The organism is Rhizomicrobium palustre, from assembly GCF_011761565.1.
GTDB classification, from domain to species: Bacteria; Pseudomonadota; Alphaproteobacteria; order Micropepsales; family Micropepsaceae; genus Rhizomicrobium; species Rhizomicrobium palustre.
In genome coordinates this window covers 914,370-941,253 of record NZ_JAASRM010000001.1, presented here as the reverse complement: position 1 = coordinate 941,253, position 26,884 = coordinate 914,370, and the positions used below count along the sequence as shown (strand labels likewise).

General features: G+C 60.0%; 27 protein-coding genes and 1 other RNA gene. 11 read left to right on the top strand and 17 right to left on the bottom strand.

Features of this window, described 5'->3' with window-relative positions; all coding sequences use genetic code 11:
* Positions 1-56: 56 nt before the first annotated feature.
* Together FHS83_RS04055 and FHS83_RS04050 are read left to right on the top strand one after the other, a co-directional pair.
* Positions 57-2,129 carry a glycoside hydrolase family 97 protein gene (locus FHS83_RS04055; RefSeq protein WP_425061524.1) on the top strand — a complete coding sequence of 691 codons (2,073 nt, stop codon included), beginning with the start codon at positions 57-59 and terminating at the stop codon, positions 2,127-2,129.
* 7 nt (positions 2,130-2,136) lie between these two features.
* On the top strand, positions 2,137-3,435 hold the full coding sequence (locus tag FHS83_RS04050; RefSeq protein WP_167081170.1) for an alpha-amylase family glycosyl hydrolase: 1,299 nt from the start codon (positions 2,137-2,139) through the stop codon (positions 3,433-3,435).
* 3 nt (positions 3,436-3,438) lie between these two features.
* Here FHS83_RS04050 and FHS83_RS04045 read toward each other — a convergent pair whose 3' ends face one another.
* Positions 3,439-3,624, bottom strand: a complete 186-nt coding sequence (locus FHS83_RS04045; protein WP_167081168.1) for a hypothetical protein — start codon at positions 3,622-3,624, stop codon at positions 3,439-3,441.
* Between the two features lie 178 nt (positions 3,625-3,802).
* On the opposite strand from FHS83_RS04045, the gene lpxC reads away from it, so the two are divergent.
* The 4 genes from lpxC (at position 3,803) to ligA (ending at position 9,775) form a co-directional block, all read left to right on the top strand.
* Positions 3,803-4,657: a UDP-3-O-acyl-N-acetylglucosamine deacetylase gene (gene lpxC, locus FHS83_RS04040; protein WP_167081166.1), complete on the top strand. Its 855-nt coding sequence runs from the start codon at positions 3,803-3,805 to the stop codon at positions 4,655-4,657.
* 119 nt (positions 4,658-4,776) lie between these two features.
* On the top strand, positions 4,777-5,622 hold the full coding sequence (locus FHS83_RS04035; RefSeq protein WP_167081164.1) for an outer membrane protein assembly factor BamD: 846 nt from the start codon (positions 4,777-4,779) through the stop codon (positions 5,620-5,622).
* A 75-nt stretch (positions 5,623-5,697) separates the two neighbouring features.
* A complete protein-coding gene (gene recN, locus FHS83_RS04030; RefSeq protein ID WP_167081162.1) occupies positions 5,698-7,371 on the top strand; it encodes a DNA repair protein RecN in 1,674 nt (557 codons plus the stop codon).
* Positions 7,372-7,627: 256 nt separating this feature from the next.
* On the top strand, positions 7,628-9,775 hold the full coding sequence (gene ligA / locus FHS83_RS04025; protein WP_167081160.1) for an NAD-dependent DNA ligase LigA: 2,148 nt from the start codon (positions 7,628-7,630) through the stop codon (positions 9,773-9,775).
* On the opposite strand, the gene FHS83_RS04020 is transcribed toward ligA, so the two are convergent.
* The 15 genes from FHS83_RS04020 to ssrA all read right to left on the bottom strand — a co-directional run bounded on the left by FHS83_RS04020 (position 9,705) and on the right by ssrA (position 23,371).
* A complete protein-coding gene (locus tag FHS83_RS04020; protein ID WP_167081158.1) occupies positions 9,705-10,310 on the bottom strand; it encodes a hypothetical protein in 606 nt (201 codons plus the stop codon). The genes ligA and FHS83_RS04020 overlap by 71 nt on opposite strands.
* Positions 10,311-10,389: 79 nt before the next feature.
* The gene (locus FHS83_RS04015; protein ID WP_167081156.1) at positions 10,390-11,397 is read right to left on the bottom strand and encodes an alpha/beta hydrolase; all 1,008 of its coding nucleotides are present in this window, start codon (positions 11,395-11,397) and stop codon (positions 10,390-10,392) included.
* A complete protein-coding gene (locus FHS83_RS04010; protein WP_208414216.1) occupies positions 11,397-13,211 on the bottom strand; it encodes an aminopeptidase P family protein in 1,815 nt (604 codons plus the stop codon). The genes FHS83_RS04015 and FHS83_RS04010 overlap by 1 nt, the downstream gene beginning before the upstream one ends.
* A gap of 62 nt (positions 13,212-13,273) precedes the next feature.
* Positions 13,274-14,131 carry a 50S ribosomal protein L11 methyltransferase gene (locus tag FHS83_RS04005; protein ID WP_167081154.1) on the bottom strand — a complete coding sequence of 286 codons (858 nt, stop codon included), beginning with the start codon at positions 14,129-14,131 and terminating at the stop codon, positions 13,274-13,276.
* 185 nt (positions 14,132-14,316) lie between these two features.
* Positions 14,317-14,562 (bottom strand): type II toxin-antitoxin system Phd/YefM family antitoxin, encoded by a 246-nt coding sequence (locus tag FHS83_RS04000; RefSeq protein ID WP_208414215.1) that lies wholly within the window; start codon positions 14,560-14,562, stop codon positions 14,317-14,319.
* A 376-nt stretch (positions 14,563-14,938) separates the two neighbouring features.
* Positions 14,939-15,562, bottom strand: coding sequence for a hypothetical protein (locus FHS83_RS03995; RefSeq protein WP_167081150.1), 624 nt, complete (start codon positions 15,560-15,562; stop codon positions 14,939-14,941).
* 3 nt (positions 15,563-15,565) lie between these two features.
* On the bottom strand, positions 15,566-17,890 hold the full coding sequence (locus FHS83_RS03990) for an ATP-dependent helicase (RefSeq protein WP_167081148.1): 2,325 nt from the start codon (positions 17,888-17,890) through the stop codon (positions 15,566-15,568).
* An 82-nt stretch (positions 17,891-17,972) separates the two neighbouring features.
* Complete coding sequence (locus FHS83_RS03985) at positions 17,973-18,152, bottom strand: DUF4169 family protein (RefSeq protein WP_167081146.1); 180 nt, start codon at positions 18,150-18,152, stop codon at positions 17,973-17,975.
* On the bottom strand, positions 18,149-18,742 hold the full coding sequence (locus tag FHS83_RS03980) for a glutathione S-transferase family protein (protein WP_167081145.1): 594 nt from the start codon (positions 18,740-18,742) through the stop codon (positions 18,149-18,151). Before FHS83_RS03980 ends, FHS83_RS03985 begins: the two co-directional genes overlap by 4 nt.
* Before the next feature lie 30 nt (positions 18,743-18,772).
* Positions 18,773-18,982 (bottom strand): ribbon-helix-helix domain-containing protein, encoded by a 210-nt coding sequence (locus FHS83_RS03975; RefSeq protein WP_167081143.1) that lies wholly within the window; start codon positions 18,980-18,982, stop codon positions 18,773-18,775.
* A 93-nt stretch (positions 18,983-19,075) separates the two neighbouring features.
* On the bottom strand, positions 19,076-19,996 hold the full coding sequence (locus FHS83_RS03970; RefSeq protein ID WP_208414214.1) for a DMT family transporter: 921 nt from the start codon (positions 19,994-19,996) through the stop codon (positions 19,076-19,078).
* Positions 19,997-20,136: 140 nt separating this feature from the next.
* Positions 20,137-20,871 (bottom strand): spermidine synthase, encoded by a 735-nt coding sequence (locus tag FHS83_RS03965; RefSeq protein ID WP_167081141.1) that lies wholly within the window; start codon positions 20,869-20,871, stop codon positions 20,137-20,139.
* Positions 20,872-20,894: 23 nt separating this feature from the next.
* Positions 20,895-22,286: a class II fumarate hydratase gene (gene fumC, locus FHS83_RS03960; protein ID WP_167081139.1), complete on the bottom strand. Its 1,392-nt coding sequence runs from the start codon at positions 22,284-22,286 to the stop codon at positions 20,895-20,897.
* A gap of 59 nt (positions 22,287-22,345) precedes the next feature.
* Positions 22,346-22,873 (bottom strand): SspB family protein, encoded by a 528-nt coding sequence (locus FHS83_RS03955; RefSeq protein ID WP_167081137.1) that lies wholly within the window; start codon positions 22,871-22,873, stop codon positions 22,346-22,348.
* 160 nt (positions 22,874-23,033) lie between these two features.
* Positions 23,034-23,371: a transfer-messenger RNA gene (gene ssrA / locus FHS83_RS03950) on the bottom strand.
* A gap of 187 nt (positions 23,372-23,558) precedes the next feature.
* Between ssrA and FHS83_RS03945 the strand changes: the two genes are divergently transcribed.
* Together FHS83_RS03945 and FHS83_RS03940 are read left to right on the top strand one after the other, a co-directional pair.
* Positions 23,559-24,044, top strand: a complete 486-nt coding sequence (locus tag FHS83_RS03945) for a lysozyme (RefSeq protein WP_167081135.1) — start codon at positions 23,559-23,561, stop codon at positions 24,042-24,044.
* Between the two features lie 44 nt (positions 24,045-24,088).
* On the top strand, positions 24,089-24,883 hold the full coding sequence (locus tag FHS83_RS03940; RefSeq protein WP_167081133.1) for a thymidylate synthase: 795 nt from the start codon (positions 24,089-24,091) through the stop codon (positions 24,881-24,883).
* Here FHS83_RS03940 and FHS83_RS03935 read toward each other — a convergent pair whose 3' ends face one another.
* Positions 24,884-25,360, bottom strand: coding sequence for an RcnB family protein (locus FHS83_RS03935; RefSeq protein WP_167081131.1), 477 nt, complete (start codon positions 25,358-25,360; stop codon positions 24,884-24,886).
* Between the two features lie 102 nt (positions 25,361-25,462).
* Here FHS83_RS03935 and FHS83_RS03930 point away from each other — a divergent pair, with 102 nt between their 5' ends.
* From FHS83_RS03930 to FHS83_RS03920, 3 genes are read left to right on the top strand one after another with little or no spacing between them, the layout of a single operon-like run.
* Positions 25,463-25,942 carry a GNAT family N-acetyltransferase gene (locus FHS83_RS03930; RefSeq protein ID WP_167081129.1) on the top strand — a complete coding sequence of 160 codons (480 nt, stop codon included), beginning with the start codon at positions 25,463-25,465 and terminating at the stop codon, positions 25,940-25,942.
* Positions 25,942-26,436 carry a dihydrofolate reductase gene (locus tag FHS83_RS03925; protein WP_167081127.1) on the top strand — a complete coding sequence of 165 codons (495 nt, stop codon included), beginning with the start codon at positions 25,942-25,944 and terminating at the stop codon, positions 26,434-26,436. The genes FHS83_RS03930 and FHS83_RS03925 overlap by 1 nt, the downstream gene beginning before the upstream one ends.
* Positions 26,437-26,471: 35 nt before the next feature.
* Positions 26,472-26,831, top strand: a complete 360-nt coding sequence (locus FHS83_RS03920; protein WP_167081125.1) for a hypothetical protein — start codon at positions 26,472-26,474, stop codon at positions 26,829-26,831.
* Positions 26,832-26,884: the final 53 nt, after the last annotated feature.

Below are 26,884 nucleotides of genomic sequence, written 5' to 3'. Positions count from 1 at the left end.
CGCTGCCACCGAATACGTATTCAGCCGCTCGCATCCGATAGGCGGGAGACGTAACAATCCCCTCAAACCAGCCCCGAAAGAGGGCTGATTCTTGGGAGGACATGATGAAGGCTTTGCTGGCGGCGCTTGCGATGGCGGCGTTGATACTGCCGCTGCGTGCAGAGACGGTGGCGTCAGTCGCCTCGCCCGGAAAAGTGCTTTCGGTGTCCATCTCCATCGATGGCGATGGGCGGCCGACCTACAGCGTGTCGCGGCAGGGCAAGCCCGTGATCGCCGAGTCCCGCCTCGGCTTTCTCCTCACCGATGCGCCCAAGCTGGAGCGCAATCTGACGCTCGCGTCCTCCGAGGTCACGCCCCATGACGAAACCTGGGAGCAGCCTTGGGGGGAATGGCGCTTCATCCGCAACAGCTACAACGAGCTGCGCCTGCATCTGAAGGAGAAGATCGCGCCCGGCCGCAAGCTCGATATCGTTTTTCGCGTCTATGACGATGGCGTCGGCTTCCGCTATGAATTTCCCGATCAGGCCGCGCTGAAGAATGTGCATATCGGCGAAGAGCTGACCGAATTTGCCGTGGCCGATCCCGCCGAAGCCTGGTGGGAAGTGGGCGGGGAATGGAACCGCTACGAGCAGCTTTATCAGCATACGCGCCTCGATCAGGTCTCCCAGGCCCATACGCCACTGACGGTGAAAACCGATAAAGGGCTGTATATCGCCTTTCATGAAGCGGCTTTGGTAGATTACGCCGGGATGTGGTTGCGCCGCGTCGATGGTCAGCGGCTGAAAAGCGTGCTCTCGCCCTCCTCGCAGCATGCCGCCAAGGTGACGCGGCTCGCGCCCTTCAACACGCCTTGGCGCACCATGATCATCGCCGATAGCGCGCCCGCGCTCTACATGTCGCATCTGGAATTGAATCTGAACGAACCCAATGCGCTGGGCGATGTGAAATGGGTCAAGCCGTACAAATATGTCGGCATCTGGTGGTCGATGCATTTGGGGCTGGAGACTTGGGGCTCGGGCCCGCATCACGGCGCCACCACCGAGAATACCAAGCGCTATATCGATTTCGCCGCCGCGAATGGCTTCAAGGAAGTGCTGGTGGAGGGCTGGAATTATAGCTGGGACGATGATTGGTTCGCCAATGGCCATGAGCTCAGCTACACCAAGCCCTATCCCGATTTCGATATCAAAGAAGTGGCCGCTTACGCCAAATCCAAAGGCGTGAAGATCATCGGCCATCACGAGACCTTTGGTAAAATCGATAATTACGAAGCCCAGCTTCCTGCCGCGCTCGATCTTCTGGCGTCGCTTGGCTATGACTCGATCAAGACCGGCTATGTCGCCGATGCGGGCGGCCTGCGCGTCAAAGGCCCGGACGACAAGCTTTATTATGAATACCATGACGGCCAAGCCTCGTCGGTGCATCATCTGAAAGTCGTGACCGAAGCGGCCAAGCGCCATATCGCGGTGGTCGATCACGAGCCGATCAAGGACACCGGCCTGCGCCGCACCTATCCCAATTGGGTTTCGCGCGAAGGCGCGCGCGGTCAGGAATATAACGCCTGGGGCAATCCGCCGAATCCGCCCAACCATGAAAGCCTGTTGTTCTTCACCCGCATGCTGGCTGGCCCGTTTGATTTCACACCGGGTGCGTTGAGTTTAACAGGTAAAGGCGGGCAGAAAATCCAGAACACGATCGCGCATCAGCTCGCCGATTACATCGTGATCTATAGTCCGGTGGAAATGGCCTGCGATCTGCCGGAGAATTACGCCAAATACGCCGCCGCCTTCCAGTTCATCAAAGACGTGCCGACCGATTGGCAGGATACCCAAGTGCTTGCTGGTGAGCCGGGCGAATATGTGGCGCTGGCGCGCAAGGATCGCAAATCCAACAATTGGTATCTCGGTGCGGTGGGCGATAACTCCAAACGCAGCCTGACGGTGAAGCTCGATTTCCTCGATAAGAAACATCACTGGGTGGCCGAGACCTATCTCGATGGCAAGGATGCCGATTGGGATTTGAACCCGCATGCCATCGATATCGCCAAGCGCGACGTGAAGCCGGGCGAAACCCTCACGCTCAATCTGGCGCGCGGCGGCGGGGCTGCCATTCGCTTTGTCGCGAAGTGAGGCGGAGATGAAACACAACTTGTTCCGCGCTGGCGTTTTCGCGGCCTCGCTCTTTGCTTTCACCTTGCCATCTGTGGCGGAGGTGGTTCATCCCGCCTGGTCGGTGAACGCGACCATCTATGAGGTCAATGTCCGCCAGTATTCGCCGGAAGGAACCTTCGCCGGTGTGGATCAGCAATTGCCGCGGCTGAAACAGATGGGTGTCGACATTCTCTGGATCATGCCGATCAATCCGATCGGGCAAGAAAAGCGCAAAGGCCCGCTCGGCAGCTATTACGCGGTGAAGGATTATAAGGCGATCAATCCCGAGTTCGGCTCCATGTCTGATTTCAAGGCGCTGGTGCGTCACGCGCATGCGCTGGGGATGAAGGTGATCATCGATTGGGTGCCGAACCACACCGCTTGGGATCATCCTTGGGTGAAGGATCATCCCGAGTGGTATCTGAAAGATGCGAGTGGCAAAATCGGCCCTGTGCGGTTTGGTTCGGGTGCCGATGCTTCGGTCTGGGAAGATGTCGTCGGTCTCGACTACCGCGTGCCGGGGTTGCGCGCCGCCATGCTCGACGCCATGGGATTCTGGCTGAAAGAAGCCGATATCGATGGCTTTCGCTGCGATGTCGCGGGCAATGTGCCGACCGATTTCTGGAACGAAGCCCGCCCCGCGCTCGACAAGATCAAGCCGGTTTTCATGCTGGCCGAATCCGATAAGCCGGAGCTGCAAGAGCACGCTTTCGACATGAGCTATGATTGGGATTTCTATCATCTCATGGTCAAGGCGGCGCAAGGCAAAGCCGATGGGCGCGATCTCGCGGCGTTCTTCACCCATCCCCATCACGTATATCCCGCCGGGTCCTACCGCATGGAATTCACCTCGGACCATGACGAGAATTCCTGGAATGGTTCGGATGCGGAGCTTTATGGCAAGGGCTTCAAAGTCTACGCCACCTTAGCGGCGACGGTACCGGGCATGCCGCTGGTCTATAGCGGTCAGGAAGCCGGCCTCGATAAGCGGCTCGAATTCTTCAAGCGCGATCCCATTCAATGGCGCGATTATCCGCTTCAGGGCTTTTATCGCGATCTGATGGCGCTGAAGCATAGCCATCCTGCGCTCGCCAATGGCGTGGAAGGCGGCTCCATGGAGATCCTCGATCCGCACAACCCGAAAATCTTCGCCTTCAAGCGGGTGAAAGCGGGCAAGAGCCTGACGGTGGAGGTGAATCTCACGGACACGCCACAAAGAATAGAAGGCGCCGGGCTGAAACCTGAAACCCTGGAGGCCTTCGGTACACGGATTATCGCCGAATAGGTGTCAGCCGAAAATCATCGCGCTTAAGACGGGGCACCACAGCACCGTGTTGGCGATGATGAGGGTTTTCACCGGATGAGCGATTGTCCAGGCCAGCAGGCGCGTGCGGCCGGGGCGGGTTTCGGCAAAGTCGAGCGCCAGCCAGTCGTCGCTGGAAGCGTCTAAAACCTTATTGCTTTCGGCAATCATATTGCCACCCCATCCGGGCTGCCCCTGAACGCTAACAGTCCAACATTGCCGCCGTGTTAATCTCGGCGCCCAAATTGCGCGGGCTTCACTTCAGACGGTTGTAATCTACCGCTGTGAAGCGTGATGTGACGGTCGCAGAACCACCTGTATGATCCCTCCCCATTCAGAGGGTCCCGTCATGGCTTTTCGCCGAACCATCGCCAAAGAGGTTGCTTGCGAGGGCATCGCGCTCCATGCCGGAACCCAGGTGCGCATGCTGCTGGAGCCCGCCGTTCCTGGCACGGGGATCATTTTTCGCCGCTTGGACCTGGATGGCGCCGAAATTCCCGCCCTCTATGACCGCGTGGCCGAAACCACGCTCGGCACCACGCTCGCGGAGGGAAAAGCGACCATCGCGGTGGTCGAGCATCTCATGGCGGCCGTGGCCGGGGCGGGGATCGATGACCTCGTCATCCAGATCGATGGCGCCGAACCCCCGGTCTTGGACGGCGATGCGCTGTCCTTTCTAGAACTCCTGGATGTCGCGGGGGCGAAAGACAGCGATGTGGAACGGCAGGCGATCAAGGTGCTGCGCCGGGTGGAGGTCAGCCATAAGGATGCCAGCGCAGCGCTGATTCCCGCGCAATTCCCCCAATATGCCGTGGAGATTGAATTTGCCTCAGCCGCGATCGGGCATCAGGCCTATGCGGTGGATTTCACCCCCGCTGCCTTTCGGGCCGAAATCGCCCCGGCGCGCACCTTTGGCGACATCGCTCAGCTCGACGCCCTGAAAAAGATGGATCGCGGCCATGGCGCCTCGCTCCACAACACTTTGGCGATCGATGGCGACCGGGTGCTTAACGCTGATATTCAACGTTTTCCCGATGAATTCGTCCGCCACAAGATTTTGGACGCGGTGGGCGACCTCTCCCTCGCAGGCACCCCCTTGATCGCCCGTTTTGAGGGCATCAAGTCGGGTCACGCCCTCAATAACCAGCTGCTGCGGGCGCTTTTCGCCGATCCGGCCAATTACCGGCTGATTACGGCCCCGTAAGCCTGCGCCCTCCGCTAACCGGTTCATACAAGAGTGTTTTTGCCCTCTGGACCAACCTTCCGAAGAGATGCGATAAGGCTGCTCCTGCCCGGGAAGGGCGTTCTGTTGGAATCTTGTCCATGTTGCAGTTGCCGCGCGGCCTAGCCGCTGTGCTTGTCGTCGGATGCACCCTTGGCCTTTCGGGCTGCTCCTGGTTCGAAAGCCAGACCAAGGGCAAGGAAGAACGCGACGCCACCTATCAGGAACGCCCGATCGATCAGATCTATTCGGATGCCTGGAAGAAGGTGAATAACGGCGATTGGGCCGATGCCGCCAAGCAGTTTGCCGAAGTGGAACGCCAGCACCCCTATTCGGTCTGGGCCCGCCGTGCGAGCCTGATGAGCGCCTATTGCTTCTATCAGGGTAACAAATACACCGAGGCCGTGTCGGCCGCGGATAACTACATTTCGCTCCATCCCGGCTCGAAGGAAGTGGCCTATGCCTTCTATCTGAAGGCAGTCTCGCTTTATGAGCAGATCGTGGATGTGGAGCGCGACCAGTCCAATACCGAAGCCGCGCTTGTGGCCCTGCAGGACGTGGTGCAGCGCTTCCCGGAAAGCGAATATGCCCGCGACGCAACCCTCAAGATCGACCTGACGCTGGACCATTTGGCCGGCAAGCAGATGGAAGTCGGCCGCTACTACCTCAACAAGGGCGACTATATCGGCGCCATCAACCGCTTCCGCACCGTGGTCGAGCAGTATCAGAAGACCACCCAGATCGCCGAAGCCCTGGAACGCCTGACCGAGGCCTATTTCTCGCTCGGCTTGACCAAGGAAGCCCAGACCGCCGCCGCCGTGCTCGGCCACAACTATCCGGGTAGCCCCTGGTACCAGGATGCTTACGCGATCCTTCAGAAGAAAAAGCTGCAGCCGGAAGAGGATAAGGGCTCCTGGATTTCGCGCGCCTTCGATAAGATCTTGTGACGGATGCCATCTAGGGGTTGACCGGATGGTGTTCTTGATCACCATTCGTTCTCATAGATTCGGACCCGGGGTGCGATGCTCGCTGCATTGAGCGTACGCGATATCGTGTTGATCGAGGCGGCGAGCCTGGAGTTCGCCCCAGGCCTCAATGTGCTCACTGGCGAGACCGGGGCGGGCAAATCCATTTTGCTGGACGCTTTGGGTATGGCGACCGGCGGTCGTGGCCGCGCGGCGGTGCGCCCTGGCGCTGCCCAGGGTTCGGCCACGGCTCTGTTCGATCCCCCTGCCAAACATTCCGCGCGCATGCTCTTGGCCGAACAGTCTATCCCGGCAGAGGGCGAGATCGTTCTGCGCCGGACCCTTTCTTCGGAAGGGCGCACCCGCGGTTTCGTGAATGACGAGCCGGTGGGCGTGGGACTGCTCAAGGATTTGGGTTCGGCGCTGTTGGAAGTGCACGGGCAATCCGATGACCGGGGCTTGTTCGATTCGGCCACCCATCGCGCTTTGCTGGATGCCTTTGGCGGGCATGAGGCGCTGGTGGCCGAGGTCGCCAAGCAATTTGCCGCCTATGACACGGCCCGCATCGCCGCGGAGGAATTAAAGCGCCTGCAAGCCACGGCCATGGCCGATGCGGAATATGTGAAGCAGGCGGTGGACGAGCTTTCTGCCCTGGATGCGGAGGAGGGCGAGGAAGAAGCCCTCGCCGCCGAACGCGCGCTGCTGATGAATGCCGCCCGCATTGCCGAGGACGTGTCTGCTGCGTCTGATCTTCTTTCCGGTGAGCGTGGCGCCGAAGCAGGGCTTGCAGGCGCGCTGAAGAAACTCTCGCGCATGGGTGAGGAAGCGCGCAAAGCCGCCGCCGCCGCCGAAGCTGCGCTGGAACAAGCTTATGCTATGGCCGAGGAAGGCCGGCGCGAGCTGGACGCGCTGCTGTCGCGGCTGGAAGTGGATTCCAGCGCCTTGGAGCGTAAAGAAGAACGCCTCTTCGCGCTGCGTGCCGCCGCCCGCAAATACAGCGTCAAATGCGACGGCCTGCCGGGCGTGCTCGATGCCTTCCGCAAGAAGCTCGATGCGCTGGATCTGGGCGGTGGCAAGCTGAAACAGCTTGAAGCCGAAGCCGCCGCCGCGCTGGTGGCTTTCAATACCGCCGCGAAGAAGCTTTCCGCTGCGCGCAAAACCGCCGCCGCTGATCTCGAAAAGGCCGTCGCCGCTGAACTGACGCCGTTGAAGCTTGGCCACGCCCGCTTCCGCGTGTCTTTCGTGGCCTCCGAGCCGAGTGCCCAAGGTCTTGAGCGTGTCGCCTTCGAAGTCGCCACGGTGGAAGGGGCGGCCTATGGTTCGCTCGCCAAGATCGCTTCGGGCGGCGAACTGGCGCGTTTCTCGCTTGCCATCAAGGTGGTGCTGGCCCAGGCCGCGCCGCCGGCCGCGCTGGTCTTCGACGAAGTTGACCGCGGTGTGGGTGGGGCCGTGGCCGATGCGGTGGGGTTGCGGCTGCAAAAGCTCTCGCAATCGACCCAGGTTTTGTTGGTGACGCACTCGCCACAAGTGGCCGCTCGCGCCGATCGCCATTTCCGCATCAAACGCAAGGGCGATAAGACCGTGGTGGAACAGCTTGAGGATGACGAGCGTCTGGAAGAGGTTGCGCGCATGCTCTCTGGCGCCGCCGTCACCGAAGAAGCCCGCGCCGCCGCAAAGCGTTTGATTTCCGAGGCGCAAGCCGTGCCGAAAAAGCCCCGCAAACGGGCTTAAGCATGCCCTTCACCCTCCCCTTGAGGGAGGGGCGAAATCTGCGGAAGCAGATTTCGGGGAGGGGTATGGGTTTTGCCTTTAGATAGCTTGTCATGGCCCGCGACTGCGGGCCATCCAGGTCTCGCCGTACTATCATTGTAGGAATACCGAGATTCCAGCGATGGCTGCGGTACAACACCACCTGGGTCGCCCGCAGTCGCGGGCGATGACACTTTGGGAATTTCCAAAAAGGGGAAATGCCCCTAGGAATGCAGGAATGAATACGCCCGTCGATAAGCTCACGCCCTTCGAAGCTATTGCTGAGCTCGATCATCTCGCCAAGGAAATTGCCGAGCATGACCGGCGCTATCATGGCGAAGATGCGCCGACGATTTCCGACGCAGACTATGATGCGCTGCGCAAGCGCAATGCCGCCATCGAGGCGCGCTTTCCCGATCTCATCCGCCCCGACAGTCCAAGCCATCGCGTCGGTGCCAAGGCCTCTGAGAAATTCGCCAAGGTGCTGCATGTGCGGCCCATGCTCTCGCTCGACAATGCCTTTGCAGATGAAGATGTCAGCGATTTCGTTGGCCGCATCCGCCGCTTTTTAGGGTTGGTTGAGGACGCCGAGCTTGCTTTCACCTGCGAGCCCAAGATCGATGGGCTATCGGCCTCGTTGCGCTATGAAAAGGGCGTGCTGGTGCAAGGCGCGACGCGCGGCGATGGCAGCGAAGGCGAGGACATTACCGCCAATCTCAAGACCATCACCGATATTCCTTTGCGTATTCCGAACGCGCCGGACGTGCTGGAAGTGCGCGGCGAGGTCTATATGACCCATGCCGATTTCGCCGCTTTGAATGCGCGCCAGGAAGTCGAAGGAAAACCGCTTTACGCCAATCCGCGCAACTCCGCGGCGGGCTCTGTGCGCCAGCTTGATCCTGCGATCACCAAAAGCCGGGCGCTAAAATTCTTCGCCTATGCTTGGGGCGAGGTCAGCGAGATGCCCGCCGATACGCAATGGGGCATGCTTCAGGCCTTTAAGCGCTTCGGTTTTGCGGTGAATCCCTTGGTGCGCCGCTGCACTAGCGCCGAAGAGATTCTCGCCTTTTATCGCGATATCGGAGCTGCGCGCGCCAGCCTGCCTTACGATATCGATGGCGTCGTCTATAAAGTGGATAGCCTTAGCCTGCAGGACCGCCTCGGCTTTGTGTCGCGCTCACCCCGCTGGGCCATCGCGCACAAATTCCCTGCCGAGCAGGCCGAAACCATTGTCGAGAATATCGACATTCAGGTCGGGCGTACCGGCAAGCTCACCCCGGTTGCCAAGCTGAAGCCGATCACGGTCGGCGGCGTCGTGGTCTCCAACGCCACGCTGCATAATGAGGACGAGATCGCGCGCAAGGATGTGCGCATCGGCGATACGGTGGTGATCCAGCGCGCGGGCGATGTCATCCCGCAAGTGGTGCGTGTCGTCACCGAAAAGCGCCCCGAAGGTGCCGCGCCGTTTGACTATCCCAAGACCTGTCCCGTTTGCGGCAGCCATGCGGTGCGTGAGGTCGATGAAAAGACCGGTAAGGAAGATGTCGATCGCCGCTGCACCGGCGGGCTCATCTGCCCCGCGCAAGCCGTCGAACGTCTGCGCTATTTCGCCAGCCGCGATGCCTTCGATATCGAAGGGCTGGGCGAGAAGCAGGTCGATCTTTTCTACAATACCGGCCTGATTAAAGATCCCGCCGATATTTTCACTCTGAAGGATCGGGTGGAGGCGCTGAAAGACGTCATTCTGGAGGAGCGTAAGCGCCAATCGGCTGAGCGCGCCGCCAAAGCGGGTAAGGACACCAAAGCCAAGCGCGAAGACGGCAAGCGCACCTTCAAGGAAGTGGATAATCTTCTCGAAGCCATAGAGGCGCGCCGCTCCATCGCGCTGGAGCGCTTCATCAATGCGCTCGGCATTCGTCATGTCGGTGAGACCACCGCGAAACTTCTGGCCCGCCGTTTCCACACCTTCGCGGCGTTGTCAGACGTGGCACAATCCGAAAACGCCATGGCCGAACTCACCGCCATCGACGGCATCGGCGCGGTGGTGGCCGAAGGCATCAAGGATTTCTTTGACGAGCCCCATAACCGCGAGCTTCTGGATCGGCTTCTTGCGCAGGTGTCGCCGGAGGAGGCTGTGGCGATTGCTGCGGTGGAATCGCCGGTGGCAGGCAAGACGGTGGTCTTCACCGGCACGCTGGAAAAGATGACCCGCCAGGAAGCCAAGGCGCGCGCCGAAAGCCTGGGCGCGAAGGTGGCAAGCTCGGTCTCCAAAAAAACCGACATCCTCATCGCCGGCCCCGGCGCAGGCTCGAAGCTCACCGAGGCCCAAAAATTCGGCGTAGAAGTGATCGACGAGGATGGCTGGCTGAATTTGATTGGAGGGTAATATCCTTCAGTGCGGTGAATTTGGGTTCGCCCCAATCAAACCTCCAAAGGTCATGCTTGTAGCCGCAAACGCTCTGTGCGGTGAGAAGTGGAACATCAAAGATGTGGTCCACGTCTGCTTGAGCGCCGCCCTCAGAATCTTGTTGTTCCTTAGCTTGTGCAAAGATGGCGGTGAATGCTGCCGGGGGCGAGCCTTTCGGCTGGATGTCATAGATCCCCGCTTGCGCGTCATGTGTTATCGCCCACTCTTCGTGGCCGTTGCGAAAAGCTTTGGCGGAACTGAACATGACATGTTCTTCGACATGGCAGGCGATAACGAAGCAATTTTGAGATAGGCTCGTCAGAGCTGCGTCCGTGGCGAGTGGGTGCTCGATGTCGTTTAAGAAGACGACGTACCAGTTGTTTGGTAGTGAGCTTCCCGATGCGGGCGCGTCATTGCTCTCGTCTGGTTCGCCGGTGTCTGTGTGTTGAGCCCAAGCTAACACATCTTCTTTGGGTTTTCCCTGAACGGCGACCCACGCAATGGAAAAGCCCATCTCAAATCTCCCCCGTTGGGAGATACGCTACCAGCGTCGGATGTTTTAGCAAAGGGCCCGGTGGCACCGCGCCGTCGCTCTACCCCAGCGCTTTCGCCAGCAGCGGCAGGCTGATGTCCATGCGGTAGTCGGTGGAGGAATGATCGTCGGGGAATTCCTCGTACACATGCGCCACGCCTAGCGCCTCGAGCCGCTTATGCAGCCGCCGCGCGCCATAGACGAGATTGTACTGATCCACATCGCCGCAATCGATATAGAAGAGTTTTAAGCTTTTCAGTGCCTCTGCACTCTTTTCCACCAGCGTCAGCGGGTCCCATTTGAGAAAATTCGCCCAGCGCTCGGGGATCAGCTCGCAGGTGTCGGTGGTGACGGGCAGGCGGATGCCGCAATATTCCTCCGGTGCCGGATCATAGGTCGCGCACATCGCCAAAATCATCAGTGTGTGAATATCGCTGCCCTTCACCTTTTGCGCGGCGAAGAATTTTTCCAGCCAGCGCTGCACGGAGTAATCAACCTTCGCCAGCGCGCGCAACAGATTGGCAAAGTCGCTGGCGAACATCAGATCGAAACCGACATCGCCGGAATGGCTCGCCGCTGCGGCCCAGAAATCAGCATGCAGCATGGCATGCACCAGCGCGCCATAGCCGCCTGAGGATTTGCCGAAACAGCCGCGCCGTCCCGCCCCGCCGCAAGCGAACTCAGCTTCCACAAAAGGCACGGCTTCGCCGATGAGGAAATCCTCCCAACGGCCCATGGCGGAGGAGTTGATATATTGATTGCCGCCGAGCTTGGTGAAGCAATCGGGCATCGCCACCACGCAAGGTGCCATCGCACCCGACGCGATCAGCCGGTCGAGGCGTTCCGGCAAATTCTCGCCGAAATTCTTCCAGTTGGAATGGCCCAGCCCGCTGCCGGTGAAGCCCGCCATATCGACGAGCAGCGGCAGGCCGCGCCCGTCATGACCCGCAGGCACATAGACATCGATGCGCCGCTCGAAAGGATCGCCGAGAAGATTGCCTTTCAGCACCGCACTCTCAAGCCAGAGTGCATGCACCGTGCCGCGCGGGGCTGAAAGGTCCTTCTGCATCAGATCATCCGTGTGGCATGGGCGAGCCAGGCGCGCGCCTCACCATCGACCAAGGGTTCCAAGGTTTCGCGCACGCGCTCATGATAGGCGTTGAGCCAGTTGGTCTCTTCCGCGCTGAGAAGCAAGGGATCGACCAGATTGAGATCAATCGGCGCCAGGGTGATGGTTTCAAATTCCAAAAGCTTGCGGTCGCCATCGGTAATCGCTTCCTGCACCACGACAAGATTTTCGATGCGGATGCCGTAGGCGCCCTGCTTGTAATAGCCCGGCTCATTGGAAAGGATCATGCCCGGCTTCAAGGGCTGCACGATCGGCCGCTTGGAAATGTTCTGCGGGCCTTCATGCACCGAAAGATAAGAGCCCACGCCATGGCCGGTGCCGTGATCGTAATCGAGCCCCGCATCCCATAAGGGCCGCCGCGCGAAGGAATCCAGCGCATAACCGCTCGTGCCTTCCGGGAATTTCGCAGTGGCAAGCGCGATATGGCCTTTCAGCACGCGGGTGAAGCGGTCCTTCATCTCGTCCGAAGGCGAGCCCACGATGATGGTGCGGGTGATGTCGGTGGTGCCGTCATAATACTGCCCGCCGGAATCGATGAGATAGATCTCATTCAGCTTCAGGGGCAGGTTGGAGGCGCTGGTGACGCGGTAATGCGGCAGAGCGGCATGCTCACCCGCGGCCGAAATGGAATCGAAAGAGAGATCGGTCAGAAGCTCGCTCTCGCTGCGAATGGCCTCCAGCTGCTGCGTCGCCGAGATTTCGCTGAGCCCGCCCTTGGGCGCTTCCGCGGCGAGCCAGGAGAGGAACTTCACCATCGCCGCGCCATCGCGGATATGGGCCTGGCGCATGCCTTCGATTTCGATCGGGTTCTTGCAGGCCTTGGCGAGCTGGCAGGGATCGGCCAGCCGCTTCACTGTGGCGCCCGCAGCGCTCAGCGTGTCGGAGATGGCGGAAGCAGCCCAATTGGGGTCCAGCGCCACGGTCTTTCCGGCATAGTCTTTCAGCGCGCCGACAAATTCGCCCGGCGCCCGCAGGCGCACGGAATTGCCGAGGTGCTGCTTCAGCTCCGGCGTGGTCTTGGCCTCATCGATGAAAAGATCGGTGGCGCCATCGCTGTTCAGAATGGCAAAGCTCAAGGCAAAGGGCGTATGCGGAACATCGGCGCCGCGGATGTTAAGCAGCCAGCAGATCGAATCCGGCAGCGTCACCACAAAGGCGTCCGCGCCTTTGGCTTTGATCTCTTCGGCCAGCCGCGTGCGCTTGGTTTCCGACGCCTCGCCGGACCGCGCGATGCCCTGCACAATGGCGCGGGCAGTGGGCGCGGCGGGCTGATTGTCCCACACTGCATCAATGGGGTTGCTGTCGAGCGCCACCAGGCTCGCGCCTGCATGGGCCACGGAAATCTTCAAGGCATCGATCTGCGCCGGTGTGTGCAGCCAGGGATCATAGGCGATCTTGGCGCCCTTGGGCGCGTTCGCTTCCAGCCAGCCGCCGACACCTTCGCTGACCAAATCGCGCGGATCGAACAACGCCGTGTCGGTCTGCTGGCGCACCTGCAAGGTGTAGCGCCCGTCGACGAAGACTGCCGCCTTATCGGCCAGCACCACCGCGGCGCCTGCGGACCCCGTGAAGGCCGTCAACCAGGCCAGCCGCTCGGCTTTCTTCGGCACATATTCGCCCTGATGCTCATCGGCGCGCGGCACGATGAAACCATCCACCCCGCGTTTGGCAAGCTCTTCGCGCAAGAGGCGAAGGCGCGGCGCGCAGGTGGATTTATCCGAAAGGTCGTCGAAGCTTTGGTAGATCTTTTTCATAGCCGCAAGGTTAGGGCGGCAGGCGTCCGGAATCCACCCTTCTTGCGGTAATTTGCGCCGTTTTAAGCCTTCTGAAGCACCAGCGCGCTCCAGCTCCCGTCGCGGCGGATTTCCTTCACCGTCAGGCCATGCGGGCGATAGAAGCTGAGCACCAGATTCTCTTGCCAATGTAAGAGGCCGGAGAGCACCAGCGTGCCGCGCTTGCCAAGAACGGCGCAAATCTGTGGCGCCAGATGCGTCAAGGGACCTGCCAGGATATTGGCGAGGATGAGATCGAAGGGCGCTTTTTCGAACAGCGTCGGATGGGTCGGGCCGTCGGCGATCAAGGCGCGCACGCGCGGGCCTTCCTCATTGGCGACTGCGTTTTCGCGCGTCACTTCCACCGCGATGGGGTCGATGTCGGAGGCCAGCACTGTCTTCTTCCAAAGCTTCGCCGCGCCGATGGCGAGAAGCCCCGTGCCGGTGCCGAGGTCCAGCACATTGTCATAGCGGCGCGTCTTGGCGAGGTCGGAAAGCACCGACAGGCACAGCGCCGTGGTCTCGTGATGGCCGGTGCCAAAAGCCATGCCCGCTTCGATGCGCATGGGGATGACGCCATGCGGCACCTGGCCCGCATCATGGGAGCCGAAGACGAAGAAGCGCCCGGCGCGCACCGGCGGCAGGCCCTGCTGGGAAAGGCGGATCCAATCGGCGTCGGGCAGAAGCTGCACATGCACCTGACGGCCCGTGATCTTGGCGATCAGATCGCCATCGGGCGGGGTGTCGTAAAGCGCTTCCACCACGCCATCATCGCGGAACGGGTCCTCCTCGGTCAGCACCGCTTGGGGCAGCGGGGGGATCAACTCCAAAGCCGCCACCACATCGGGGGCGTCTTTCTTGTTGAGGACGATAGAGGCTTTCCAGAGCGGGGGCGTGGGCATGGGGACGGTTTCCCGTTAAACTCGAGATGTCATGGCCCACGACGGCGGGCCATCCAGGTGGGGGGCCACCAATGGGGAAGACCTATTACGTATATATCTTGGCGAGCAAGCGCAACGGCACCTCGGGGTGATCTCGCCCGGCGTGTATTCGAGCCGGGCTGAGGGATTCACCAAGGAAGGGGGCGTCAGAATTTCGGTTCGCGTAAGGATGAGGGGAGGCGTTCAAAGGCGCCATCATCTTTGGGCATGTTCAGAAGCTGTTCTTTGAAGCTGGAATTCTGGCGCTGCTCCAATGCTTTCAGACGGTCGTATTCTTCCGCCGCCAGCGCGACCACAGCGCGCCTGCCTTGCTTGATGATGAATTGCGGCGCGTGTTCTGCCGCATCGAGCATTTCGCTAAATCGGCTCTTGGCGTCCTGAACAGACCACATGCGGCAATCCATGCGTTATCAGCCAGATATCACGCTTTATTTTGTGACCTATTGGTCATCGCATCAAGGCCTTCTTTTACCCCTCCTTGTCGGGGCTAACGCATGTAGCGTCAGTCAACCCAAAACTGTCATTCCCGGCTGAGCAGAGCGAGCTTTTGCGAGCGCCGCGAAGGGAAGGGAACCCAGGTTGGGACGGCAAGACGATCTCAAAAAATGATACGGATTTTGGCCTATTTTGACGGCATCCCACGGGTTTCACCACCTGGGTTCCCTTCCCCTCGCACATCTTCGCGCTGCTCGATGCGCTCGGCCGGGAATGACAGTAAGGTATAAGCTCGCCCACATGCGATGGACTAACCCGCCAGAGAGGGCGAAATTAAAGCCCATCTTCCGCCAACACATCCTCGATGCGTGCCATGTTCAGAAGGTGTTCGAGCTTAAGAGTAGTCTTGGGATATGCTTCAAATCCTGGAAGTAAAACGAGGAATCCTGTTCGGATAAGGGCCGTTGCCGTGAAATGCATTTCCTCGTCAGTAGAAAATGTTTTGCAGTTTCCGACCAGTTCCTCTTTCGCCGCGTTAAATGGCACATCGGCATTTGGTTCATCCCTATTCACCTGCCAATGCTTATGAAGCGTCGCTAGCAAGATGATTTCTTCGCGGGATAAATCGGCGAGAACGCCAGACCACCGTAGAAATTCGTCAGCGTGTAAGGGTGGGGTCTGCTTCAGCAGCCCGGCAAACACTTGCGCAAGCAAACGAAGGTTTCTTCTCGCAGCGCCACGTTGCGCCGCAAACCCATATTCGAAGATCATGGATGCAGCTTCGTCAACACGTGCAACCTCCTGGATGGGAGCTTCTCCTCGCGCCAGTTCAGAGAGTAAAATTTCTGCTGCGATTTTTTTCTTTTGTTCCCATATCGCGCCCAGGCTCAAATCCAGCACTTTTGACACAAGTTCTGACGCGATTTGCCCTGCAGCCCATTCAATTAGCCCGGTCATCCCTCACCCCCTACTTACAAACTGATCAATCACCTTCTTCTCGCCAGCCTTGTCGAAATCGACTGTCAGCTTGTTGCCTTCCACGGCCTTGACGCGGCCGTAGCCGAATTTCTGGTGGAAGACGCGGTCGCCGCGTTGATAGAGCGAGGCGGTGGGGTCGCTGGTTGAGACGCTCCAGGCTTGGGCTTCGATCAGCGGCGGTTTGGCGCGGGTATAGCCTTGCGCCTTATTGGCTTGGGCACGCTTCCAGCCGGGGCTGTCATAGGTGGAGGCGAAGCCCGAAAGATTATCGCGGAAGCCCGCATTGCCGCCGTAAAAACCTTCATCCACCGCGGTTTCGACATGCTCTTCCGGCAGTTCGCTGATGAAGCGGCTGGGCAGGGCGCTTTGCCAGGAGCCATGCACCCGGCGATTGGCGGCAAAGGATAAAAAGGCGCGCTTCTTGGCCCGCGTAATGCCGACATAGGCGAGGCGGCGCTCTTCTTCCAATCCCGCAAGACCGTTTTCGTCCATGGTGCGCTGGCTGGGGAACAAGCCTTCTTCCCAGCCCGGCAGAAACACCGTGTCGAACTCCAGCCCCTTGGCGGCATGCAGCGTCATCAGGTTGATGCGATCTTCCGAGTCGTTCTGCTCGACATCCATCACCAGCGCGATGTGTTCGAGGAAGGCGGCCAGACTCTCGAACCCGTCCATGGAGCGTACGAGTTCTTTCAAGTTATCGAGCCGCCCCGGCGCTTCGGCGGATTTATCGGCCTTTAGCATATCGGTATAGCCGCTTTCATCCAGGATCATCTCGGCAAGCTCCGTATGCGGAATCTGCCGCGAGACTTCGGTCCAGCGGTAAAAGCTTTGTGTCAGCTCGGTGAGCGCCTTCTTGGCTTTGGGCGGCAGCTCGTCGGTCTCCACGATCTCGCGCGCCGCGGCCAGCAGCGGCATCTGCCGCATGCGGGCGAACTGGTGCAGCACCTGTACGCTGGCATCGCCGATACCGCGCTTGGGCTTATTGACGATGCGCTCGAACGCCAGATCGTCATCGCCCTGCGCCACAAGCCGCAAATAAGCCATGGCATCGCGAATTTCGGCGCGCTCATAAAAGCGCGGGCCGCCAATCACTTTGTAAGGAAGCCCCAGTGAGACGAAGCGATCTTCAAATTCGCGCATCTGGAAAGAGGCGCGCACCAATATCGCCATCTGCGAATATGGGTGGCCCTTGCGGCGCAGATTTTCGATCTCGCTTGCCACATTGCGCGCTTCTTCCTCGGCGTCCCACACGCCTTTGACCTGCAGCTTTTCGCCGGTATCGCCTTCGGTCCACAAGGTCTTGCCCAGGCGGCCTTTGTTGGCGGCGATAAGGCCGGAAGCCGCCGCAAGAATGGCGGGCGTGGAGCGGTAATTGCGTTCCAGGCGGATCACCTTGGCGCCGGGAAAATCGCGTTCGAAACGCAGGATGTTTTCCACCTCCGCGCCGCGCCAGCCGTAAATGGACTGATCGTCGTCACCCACCACGCAGACATTGCCGCGTGCACCCGTGCCACCACCAGCCAAAAGCTTCAGCCAGAGATATTGCACCGTGTTGGTGTCTTGATACTCGTCCACCAGGATATAGCGGAAGCGCTCGCGATAATCGGCGAGCACATCGGGATGTTCGCGCAGGATGCTCAAGACATCGAGCAGAAGATCACCGAAATCGCAGGCGTTCAGCGCCTTCAGCCGTTCCTGATAGAGGTGGTAAAGCTTCTTGCCTTTGCCATTGGCGAAACCATGCGCCTCGCCATCGGGCACATCGGCGGGCTTAAGCCCACGGTTCTTCCAGCCATCGATCATGGAGGCCAGCGTGCGGGCAGGCCAGCGCTTCTCGTCGATATTCTCGGCCTCAAGCAGCTGCTTCATCAGGCGCAGCTGGTCGTCGGTATCGATGATGGTGAAATTGGATTTGCGCCCCACCAGCTCGGCATGGTGGCGCAGCATGCGCGCCCCGATGGAGTGGAAGGTGCCCAGCCATTGCATGCCTTCCACCACGCCGCCGATCAGTGCGCCGATGCGCTCTTTCATCTCGCGCGCGGCCTTGTTGGTGAAGGTGACGCAGAGAAGCTGACTCGGCCAGGCTTTGCGGCTGGAGAGGATATGGGCGAGGCGGGTGGTGAGCACGCGCGTTTTGCCGGTGCCTGCGCCAGCTAGTACCAGCACAGGGCCGTCGGTGGCTTCCACCGCTTCGCGCTGTTCCTTGTTGAGACCCTGCAAATAGGGCGGATCGCGCTGCACTACGGGCGCGGGTTCGTGATCCTCTCCAAACGCGGAGTCGAGCGGGTCTTCATAATGTCCGGTCATGATTCCGGGACCTTAGCAGCGCCCGCGCCAAAGTTCACGTGTTGTTCTCATCTTAGAGGTCGCAATCGCTGCAACCTATGCGTTATTCCCCGTCAAGTTTATGGGCATCGACGCGCTTCTTTTCCTGCTCGGCGACGGCTTTGGCTTTTTTATGCGCGGATTTGGCGATGCCGTGCTTGAGGCGGTTGGCATCTGCGACCACCTCTTTCTCGGCACGGGCCTTTTGTTTGCGCGCCTGGCGCAGATTGACGATGTTGCTCATGTATGGTCGCCCATCACCTTGATGAAGGCCGGGCGCGAGGTGAGGCGCTGCGCATATTCGGTCAGCACCGGCGTTTCGGCCAGCATCTTGAAGCGCAGCAAATAGACGATGCCGCCGCCCGTCACGATATCCGCCGCCGAAAAGCTGTCGCCGAGAATATAGGGGCGCAGGGCGAGGGTTTCGTTCAGAACGGTTTCGACTTCGCTCGCTTCCGCCCAGCCCATGGCGCCTTGCATATGCTTCACGCCCAAACGGCGCATCATCAGCGCGGGCTCGAGCACGCCCGAGCGATAAAACAGCCAGGACAGATATTCGCCGCGCAGTGCCTCGCCGGGCACGGGCCCGAGCTTTTTTTCGGGAAACAGGTCGGTGAGATACAGCGCAATGGCGCCGGTCTCAAACACGCGATTGCCGTCATGTTCCAGGGCCGGGACCTTGCCATGGGGGTGGGGATTAGCCGGATCGATCGCGCCCGATCCATCCATACTGCGAATGGTTACTTCCTTGGTTTCGTAAGGAACGCCGAGTTCCTCCAAGAGCCACATGATGCTGTTGGAACGGGTTTTCGGTTTATGAAACAGCGTCAGCATGGTCATTCCCCTCGTCATATCCCCGGCAGGCTAACCGGGCGCGCCTGCCGCAGCTAGCGCATAAATGCGCAGCGCGCTCGCCAGTGGACGCATAGCTCGTTTGGAGTCGATCTCGATCACCAGCGCTGAAAGGCTCAGGCTTCGCGCCTCGGCAGCCTTTTCAAGCACTGTCCAGAATTCGGGTTCCAGCGCGATCGAGGTGCGATGGCCGGAGAGGGAAAAAGAGCGCTTTTTCAGCATGGCGCCAGAAAAATAGGGAGACGGGCCAACTTACAGCAATCCTGCGCAAGGGGGCACTTTTTTTGTGCAGCCCGCCATTACCCGTTATCCCCATCACCCCAAGGAGCGCAGGCCTGCTCGCTGTTTAAGCCAGCTCAGGGGGCGCCCGTCGATGGCGGCGAGGCCGAGCGAGATCACCGCCATGCCGCAGATATCCGAAGCGCCGATGCGCTCATTGAGAAGAACCGCGCCCAGAAACAACCCGCTCACCGGGATCAGGAAGGTGACAAGCGAAATATAGGTTGCGCCTGCCTTGGCGAGGATGTGGAAGAAGATGAGATAGGCCAGCACCGTCGAGATCAGCGCGATGCCGCCAAGCGCCGCCCAGGCGGGCAGGCCCGGCATGGAAAGCGTCCAGGGATGCTCGATGGCGAGAGAGAGCGGTGCCACCAGCAGCGTCGCCGCCGTCATCTGTGCGGTAACGACCGTCAACAGCGGGCGTCCCGCAAAGCGTTTGCCATAGACGCCGCCAAAGCCATAGGAGATCGTCGATCCCAGGCAGGCGAGTTCGCCGATAAGATTGTTGTCGCCGTGCAGGGCGCTCGGCCCCATCAAAATGGCGACGCCTGCGAAACCGAAGCCCACGCCCAAAGCCTTATTCCAGGCGAGTTTCTCGTTATGGGTCCAGAAATGGGCGACGATCACCGTGAAGATCGGCGTCATGGCATTGATGATCGAGGCGAGGCTGGAAGAAATCGTCTGCTCACCAAAGGCAAACAGGCTGAAGGGGATCACATTGGAGAGGAGCGCCATCAGGAAATAGGCGCCCCACTCCTTTGGCGGCGGCAGCCTTTCGCCCCGCGCGGCCAAGATCAGGTTCAGCACCAGCGCGGCAATGCCCATGCGGCCGAGCACGATGGTGAAGGGGCCGAATGTCGTCACCAGCACCTTGTAGAAAAAGAACGAGGCGCCCCAGAACACGGAAAGCGCCAGAAACAGCGCCCATTCCAGACGTCCCATACTATGACCGGCCATGACGGCTCCTGAAAAATTGGCGCGCGATAGTGCCAGACCGGCGGGCTCGCGCAGCCCGATCCTTGCGGTGTCGCGGCAATTGCGCCAGCCGTCCCGCTGCATGGCTGATATGAAAAGCGCGGTGGATAGGTGTAAGGGGCTCAGACCCGCAAGGGGCGGAAATCAAATTCCGCGATCTCGCGCGCCAGGGACTTGGCCCCGCGGCTTGGCCGCATGGTCAGCTTGGGCTTGGCCAGATCCTTCACCGCGCCCGCCACGGCAATCGCATTGCGGGTTTCGTAAGTGATGGAATCCAGCAGGCGGACGTTTTTCCAGGTCCGCCCCATCAATTTCGCGATGCGATCCGGGCTTTTATCGGTGGCGCTCGACACGATGAGATTGGCCAGAACAATCGCCCCGCGCGCCTTCATCCGCGATTTCATCAAATTGAAGAAGGCGACCTTCTTGAAATGGCGTGGGATGTCGTTATCGGCATAGGCATCCAGCACCACGGCATCGAATTTGCGCGTTTCCTTTTTCAGGAAGGCGGCGCCATCGGCGACATGGCATTCCACCTCGTCGGGCATATGGAAATAGGTGCGGGCGATCTCGTAATTGCGCGCGTCGATATCGGCGATGGTCACCTTCACGCCTGCCCGATGCAGCATGGTGGCGAGTGTGCCGCCGCCGCAGCCGATCATCAGCACATGTTTGGCTTGGGATTGGCGCAAAAAGTCATACATCGCGTGGATGTAGTCGACCGTGGAGACGCCATGCTTATCGGCGACACTGTGGTTGTCGCTCTTCTCCCAGAAGGAAACGCTCCCCGTCGCGTTGTGGTATTCGATGACCATTCCATGGTCGGCGGCGGGGGCTAGGTTTTGCTTCTTGGGCATGGGCGGGAATGATTCGACCGTGATTATTTCGGCGCGATCATATCCTCCGGCCTGACGATCGCGTCAAATTCCTCTGCCGTCACAAGCCCGGTCAAAAGCGCCTCTTCCTTCAGCGTGGTGCCGTTCTTATGCGCGGTTTTGGCGATTTTGGCCGCGGCATCATAGCCGATCTTGGGCGCCAAGGCGGTCACCAGCATCAGCGAACGGTCGAGGCCCGCCTTGATGTTGTCGTGGCGCGGCTCAATGCCAACCACGCAATGCTCGGTGAAGCTCACCGCGGCATCGGCCATCAGCCGCACGCTTTGCAGGAAGTTATAGGCCATCACCGGATTATAGACGTTGAGTTCGAAATGGCCCTGGCTGCCCGCAAAAGTCAGCGCCGCGTTATTGCCGAAGATCTGCACGCAAACCTGGGTCAGCGCCTCGCATTGGGTGGGATTGACCTTGCCCGGCATGATCGAGGAGCCAGGCTCGTTTTCCGGCAGCGACAGCTCGCCGAGGCCCGAGCGCGGGCCCGAGCCCAAAAGGCGTATGTCATTGGCGATCTTGAAGAGCGAGGCAGCGACCGTGTTGATGGCGCCATGGCTCATCACCATCGCGTCATGGGCGGCGAGCGCTTCGAATTTGTTGGGGGCAGAGGTGAAGGCGAGGCCGGTGATCGCGGCGATCTTATCGGCCACCATTTCGGCAAAGCCCACCGGTGCGTTGAGGCCAGTGCCGACCGCCGTGCCGCCCTGGGCAAGCTGCATCAGCAAGGGCAGGGTCTGCTCGATGCGGAAAATGCCGTTCTCAACTTGCTTGGTATAGCCGGAGAATTCCTGGCCCAGGGTCAAGGGCGTTGCGTCCTGGGTATGGGTGCGCCCGATCTTGACGATGCCTTTCCACGCCTCAGCCTTGTCGTTCAGCGCATTGCGCAGCTTCTGCAGGGCGGGGATCAGCCGATGCACGATCTCTTCAGCGGCGGCGACATGCATGGCGGTCGGATAAGTATCGTTCGAGGACTGACTCATATTGACGTGGTCATTGGGATGGACCGGCTTTTTGGAGCCCATCTCGCCGCCCAGCATCTCGATGGCGCGATTCGAGATCACCTCATTGGCATTCATGTTGGATTGCGTGCCCGAACCGGTCTGCCAGACCACCAGCGGGAAATGCGAATCGAGCTTGCCTTCCAGCACCTCATTGGCCGCCGCGATGATCGCGTTGCCGACCTTGGGATCGAGCTTGCCCAGCGCCATATTGGTCTCGGCCGCGGCGCGTTTGATGATGCCCAGCGCCCGGATCACCGGGGCGGGCTGCTTCTCCCAGCCGATCTTGAAATTGTTGCGGCTGCGCTCAGCCTGCGCGCCCCAATAAACGGAAGCATCGACCTCGATCGGGCCGAAAGTATCGGATTCGGTACGGGTTTTGGTCATGGCGAATGTCCCAGGCAATGAATCGCGCCAATCCGCGCGGGCCCGGGACTATTAAGCCACTACTTCTTTCGGAACGAGTCCAAACTGACGACTTCTGCCGCACCGGCGGTTTTTTCGGCGGCGGGCTTTTCCTCGGATTCCTCAGGCTCGACCTCGGCCTTTTGCGGCATGGGCGTGGCTTCGGTGGCGCCGCCGGTCACGGGCTTGGGCGCCTGCTTCGGGGGCGGGGCATCCTGAGTCTTGAACTCGAGGCCAAAGGGCACGCCGGGATCGAAAAATTTGGTCAGCGCGGCAAAAGGAATGACCAGCGTGGCTGGAAGCTTCTTGAAGGTGAGGGCGACCTCGAACTCATCCTCGCGCACCTTCAGACCCCAGAACTGATGCTGGAGAATAATGGTCATCTCATCGGGATATTGTTCCGACAGGAAGCTCGGAATGTCGACGCCTTCATGCCCGGTTTTGAAGGTGAGATAGAAATGATGCGACCCGATCAGCCCTTGCTTCTCGATGCGCTGCAACGCATCGCGCACGACGCCGCGCAGCGCCGCGTCCAGCAATGCCTGATATCCGATATAATCCTTTGCCATCACACTTTCCGGGAAAGAAGGCGGCAGACTAGCCCGCATTGCTCACGAGTCAATGCTGGCGGGTGGCGTCTTTTTCTGCACCGCGATGGGACAAGCTCTCATCTTGCCCCTCAACATGTACGTCTGTTCAGGGATGTGGGGTTTAAAGTGGAATATTAGCGGGACGTGCTTCTGTTGCCCGGCGCACGTCCCAAAGCCGCGCTTGTCTAACTAGAAGTTAGGCAGCGAGGGCCATTTCATTATCGTTGGCACCTGTACGAGTAGCCCGATAACGGCGGATACCATACCGGGCGAAAGGTCAACCTTTACACGTCTGTCGATCCTGTTTCGCCCCCACATGCCCCTTCGAAAAGGGCTCCCGCTTCTAGAGGGAGGTTGGTGGAGGCGCCGGGTACCGCCCCCGGGTCCAGTCCGCTTATTACGAAGCCGTTTATCGCCATAGACCGGGTTGCCCCGGACAAGACCTATATAGGGATCAACGCGGGGCTTTTGAAGTCGTTAGATGGCCTAAGGCCCCCTCTCCCCACAACTTTTGCCCCATGAAGGAAAATATTTTCTGGTTGGAAGAGGAACCGGATCAAGGCATTAGCTTGCGGGGGACAGGAATGTTCGGGGGCTGCGCCTATCCTCCAGAAGAAAAATCAACCGATACTTGCGGCCGCAACTCCAAAGACTGGGGCACCCTATGGCGAACTGGCCTGGCGATTCCGACGTTTTCCCGCTCACCCTGCCGCTGATCAAGCAATTCGAGGGCTTCCGCACGGCGCCCTATAAGGATTCGGCAGGGATCCCGACCATTGGGTATGGCACCATCCTTTATCCCAACGGAAAGTCCGTCACGATGGCCGATGCCGCCATCACGGAAAGCCAAGCCACCGGTTTTCTCGCCGCTCAGATGGCGCTGAAATCGAAGATCATCGCGCCGATGCTTCAAAAAACCGCGACCCTTCATCAGGCGGCGGCCATGCTGAGCCTGGCCTACAATATCGGCACGGCGGGCTTTCAGACCTCGAGCGTGCTCAAGAAATTCAATCTCGGCGACATTCCGGGGGCAGCCGATGCCTTTCTTCTCTGGGACAAGGCGACGGTGGACGGCCAGCATGTGGTCATTGCGGGCCTGCACAACCGCCGCGTGGCTGAGCGCACGATTTTCCTCACAGCGGATGCGTGAGGCGGTGCTTGCCGGGGCCCGTTGCGGCCCGGTAAGCTAGCGCAATGCGCCAGTATCATGAATTGTTGCAACGCGTGCTGGAGACGGGCGCGGAAAAGCATGACCGCACCGGCACCGGCACCCGCTCGGTTTTCGGCCATCAGATGCGTTTTGACCTGGGTGAAGGCTTCCCGCTGGTCACCACCAAGAAACTGCATCTCAAATCGATCATCTATGAGCTTTTGTGGTTCTTGCGCGGCGATACCAATGTGAAATGGCTGCAGCAGCACGGGGTCACGATCTGGGATGAATGGGCCGATGCCAATGGCGAGCTTGGGCCTGTTTATGGCCATCAATGGCGCGCCTGGCCACGCGATCATTCCGGCACCATCGATCAGATTTCCTGGGTGGTGAACGAGATCAAGAAGAACCCCGATTCGCGCCGCCTCTTGGTGACGGCGTGGAATCCGGCCGATATTCCGCGTCAGGCCCTGCCGCCCTGCCACTGCCTGTTTCAGTTCTACGTGGCCGACGGCAAACTCTCCTGCCAGCTTTACCAGCGCTCGGCGGATATCTTCTTAGGCGTGCCTTTCAACATCGCTTCTTATGCGCTGCTCACGCTCATGGTGGCGCAGGTGACAGGGCTCAAGCCCGGTGAGTTCGTGCATGCCCTCGGCGATGCCCATCTCTATTTAAATCATCTAGAGCAGGCCAAAGAGCAGCTCTCGCGCGAGCCGTATCCTTTGCCAGCGATGCGCATCAATCCCGAGGTGACGGACATTTTCCAATTCCGCTTCGAGGATTTCACTCTGGAGAATTACCAGTCCCACCCGCACATCAAAGCGCCGGTGGCAGTTTAGCTACTGCGGCAGGGTGTTGAGGGGGCGTGTTGTTGTGCCGTTCTTAAAGACGGCATGGCGCTTTGCCAGCACCTTCCCGGTTTTCTGGTCGAGCAGCACGGCATCACTGCCCTCGCGCAGCCACATCGCATTGGGCGGCGGCGGGGAAAGGCCAAAGCGGCCGAAATCGGTGATGAATTCGCGCTTTTGCTCGGCGGCCTGATGGGCGCGATCGCGCTCGTCGTTTCGTACATCCTGGCGAAAGCGTTCCTCGCGCTGCTCCGTCACGGGATCATGCGGCAAGTTGAGCGGGCGCTCTACCTGATAGGGCGCGGTCTGATGCGTGGGCGTGTCCGGCAGATTGCGCGGATGATCCATATTAAACGGGCGGTCGGTGTCGGGCGGGGTGGGCTTGGGCACGCTGCCCGCCATTTGAGCAAAAGAGGGGGCGGCGCTCAGCACGGTCGCTAAAATCAAAGCTGTCTGGATCTTTCGCATGTTCGCTCCTTGAAGCGAAACGGCTGAGGCTGCCGCTGCGTTCCGCGGTGCCTTGCCTGAGGACCTGAAGCATCTTATAGCGCAGTCTTAAAGGAAGTTCACATGCTCGCGATCCGCCCCGCCGAACCCGGCGACGAAGCCCTGGTCCTGTCCTTCATTCGTGCCTTGGCCGAATACGAGCACTTGCTCGATCGCGTCGTGGCGACGGAAGACACGGTGCGCGAGGCGTTATTCAGCGAGAATCCGCGCCTGTTCTGCCAGATCGCGGAATGGAACGGCGAGCCCGCCGGTTTTGCCGTGTGGTTCTATAATTACTCCACCTTCCTGGCCCGTCATGGCATCTATGTCGAAGACCTCTTCGTGAAGCCGGAATTCCGCGCCAAGGGGATCGGCAAATCGCTGCTGATGGCTTTGGCGGCGCGCGCGGTGAAGGAAGATTGCGGCCGCCTGGAATGGTCGGTGCTCGATTGGAATGTCGATGCCATCGCCTTTTATGAAGGGCTTGGCGCGCGTCCGGTGGAAGGCTGGACGGTCTATCGCGTCTCCGGTGAGGCGCTGCAAAAGCTCGGGCAGCAGGGCTGATGGCGGCGCCCATCGCGCTCATCGTCGCGCGGGCCGAGAATGGCGTCATTGGCGCGGGCGGCGGCTTGCCCTGGCATCTGCCCGGAGACCTCAAACACTTCAAAGAGCTCACCCTCGGCAAGCCCTGCATCATGGGGCGCAAGACCTGGGAAAGCCTGCCTAAGAAGCCTTTGCCGGGCCGCAGCAATATCGTGATCACGCGAAATCCCGCCTATCAGGCCGAGGGCGCGCGCGTGGTCGAAAGCCTCGCGGCGGCAATCACTTTTGCGGAAGCGGAAAATCCCTCCGAGATCATGATCATTGGCGGGGCCGATATATTCGCCGCTGCCTTGCCGCTGGCCACCGCCGTCTATCTCACCGAAGTGCATGGCGCGCCTGAAGGCGATGTCGTGATGCCCGGCTTCGATCCCGCTCTGTGGGCCGAGGGGACGCGGGAAATGCCAGCCCCATCGCATAGTTACGTGCTTTTGCAGCGCCGGGGCGCATTGGTCTAGTATTTCCCCATAACAATATCATCTGGGGGAAACACATGCGCATTCGTAGCTTTGCTTTCGCGGCGCTGGCTTTGGCGCCAATGGCCGCTTTCGCCGACAATGCCAGCGATGACGAGATTATGGCCAGCCGCTATGGCAACACCACGCTGGTGCACGAAACGCTTGGTACCTCGCATATCTATTACAAGCAGGACCACACCTTCTCAGGCGGCAACTGGATTCTCGATGTCAGCGGCAAGTGGAAGATAGAGGACGGAAAAATCTGCCTCTATTTCGACAAGACCCCGCCGATGCATCCCAATCCGGAATGCGACAAGGTTGAGAAGCACGCCGTCGGCGAGAAGTGGACGATGAACGGGCGCAAATTCGAACTCGTCCAAGGCATCGTGAAATAGGCGCCAAAGCCGTCTCGCGCGTCTTAGAGCGCGAGACTATTTTTGATGTGTGT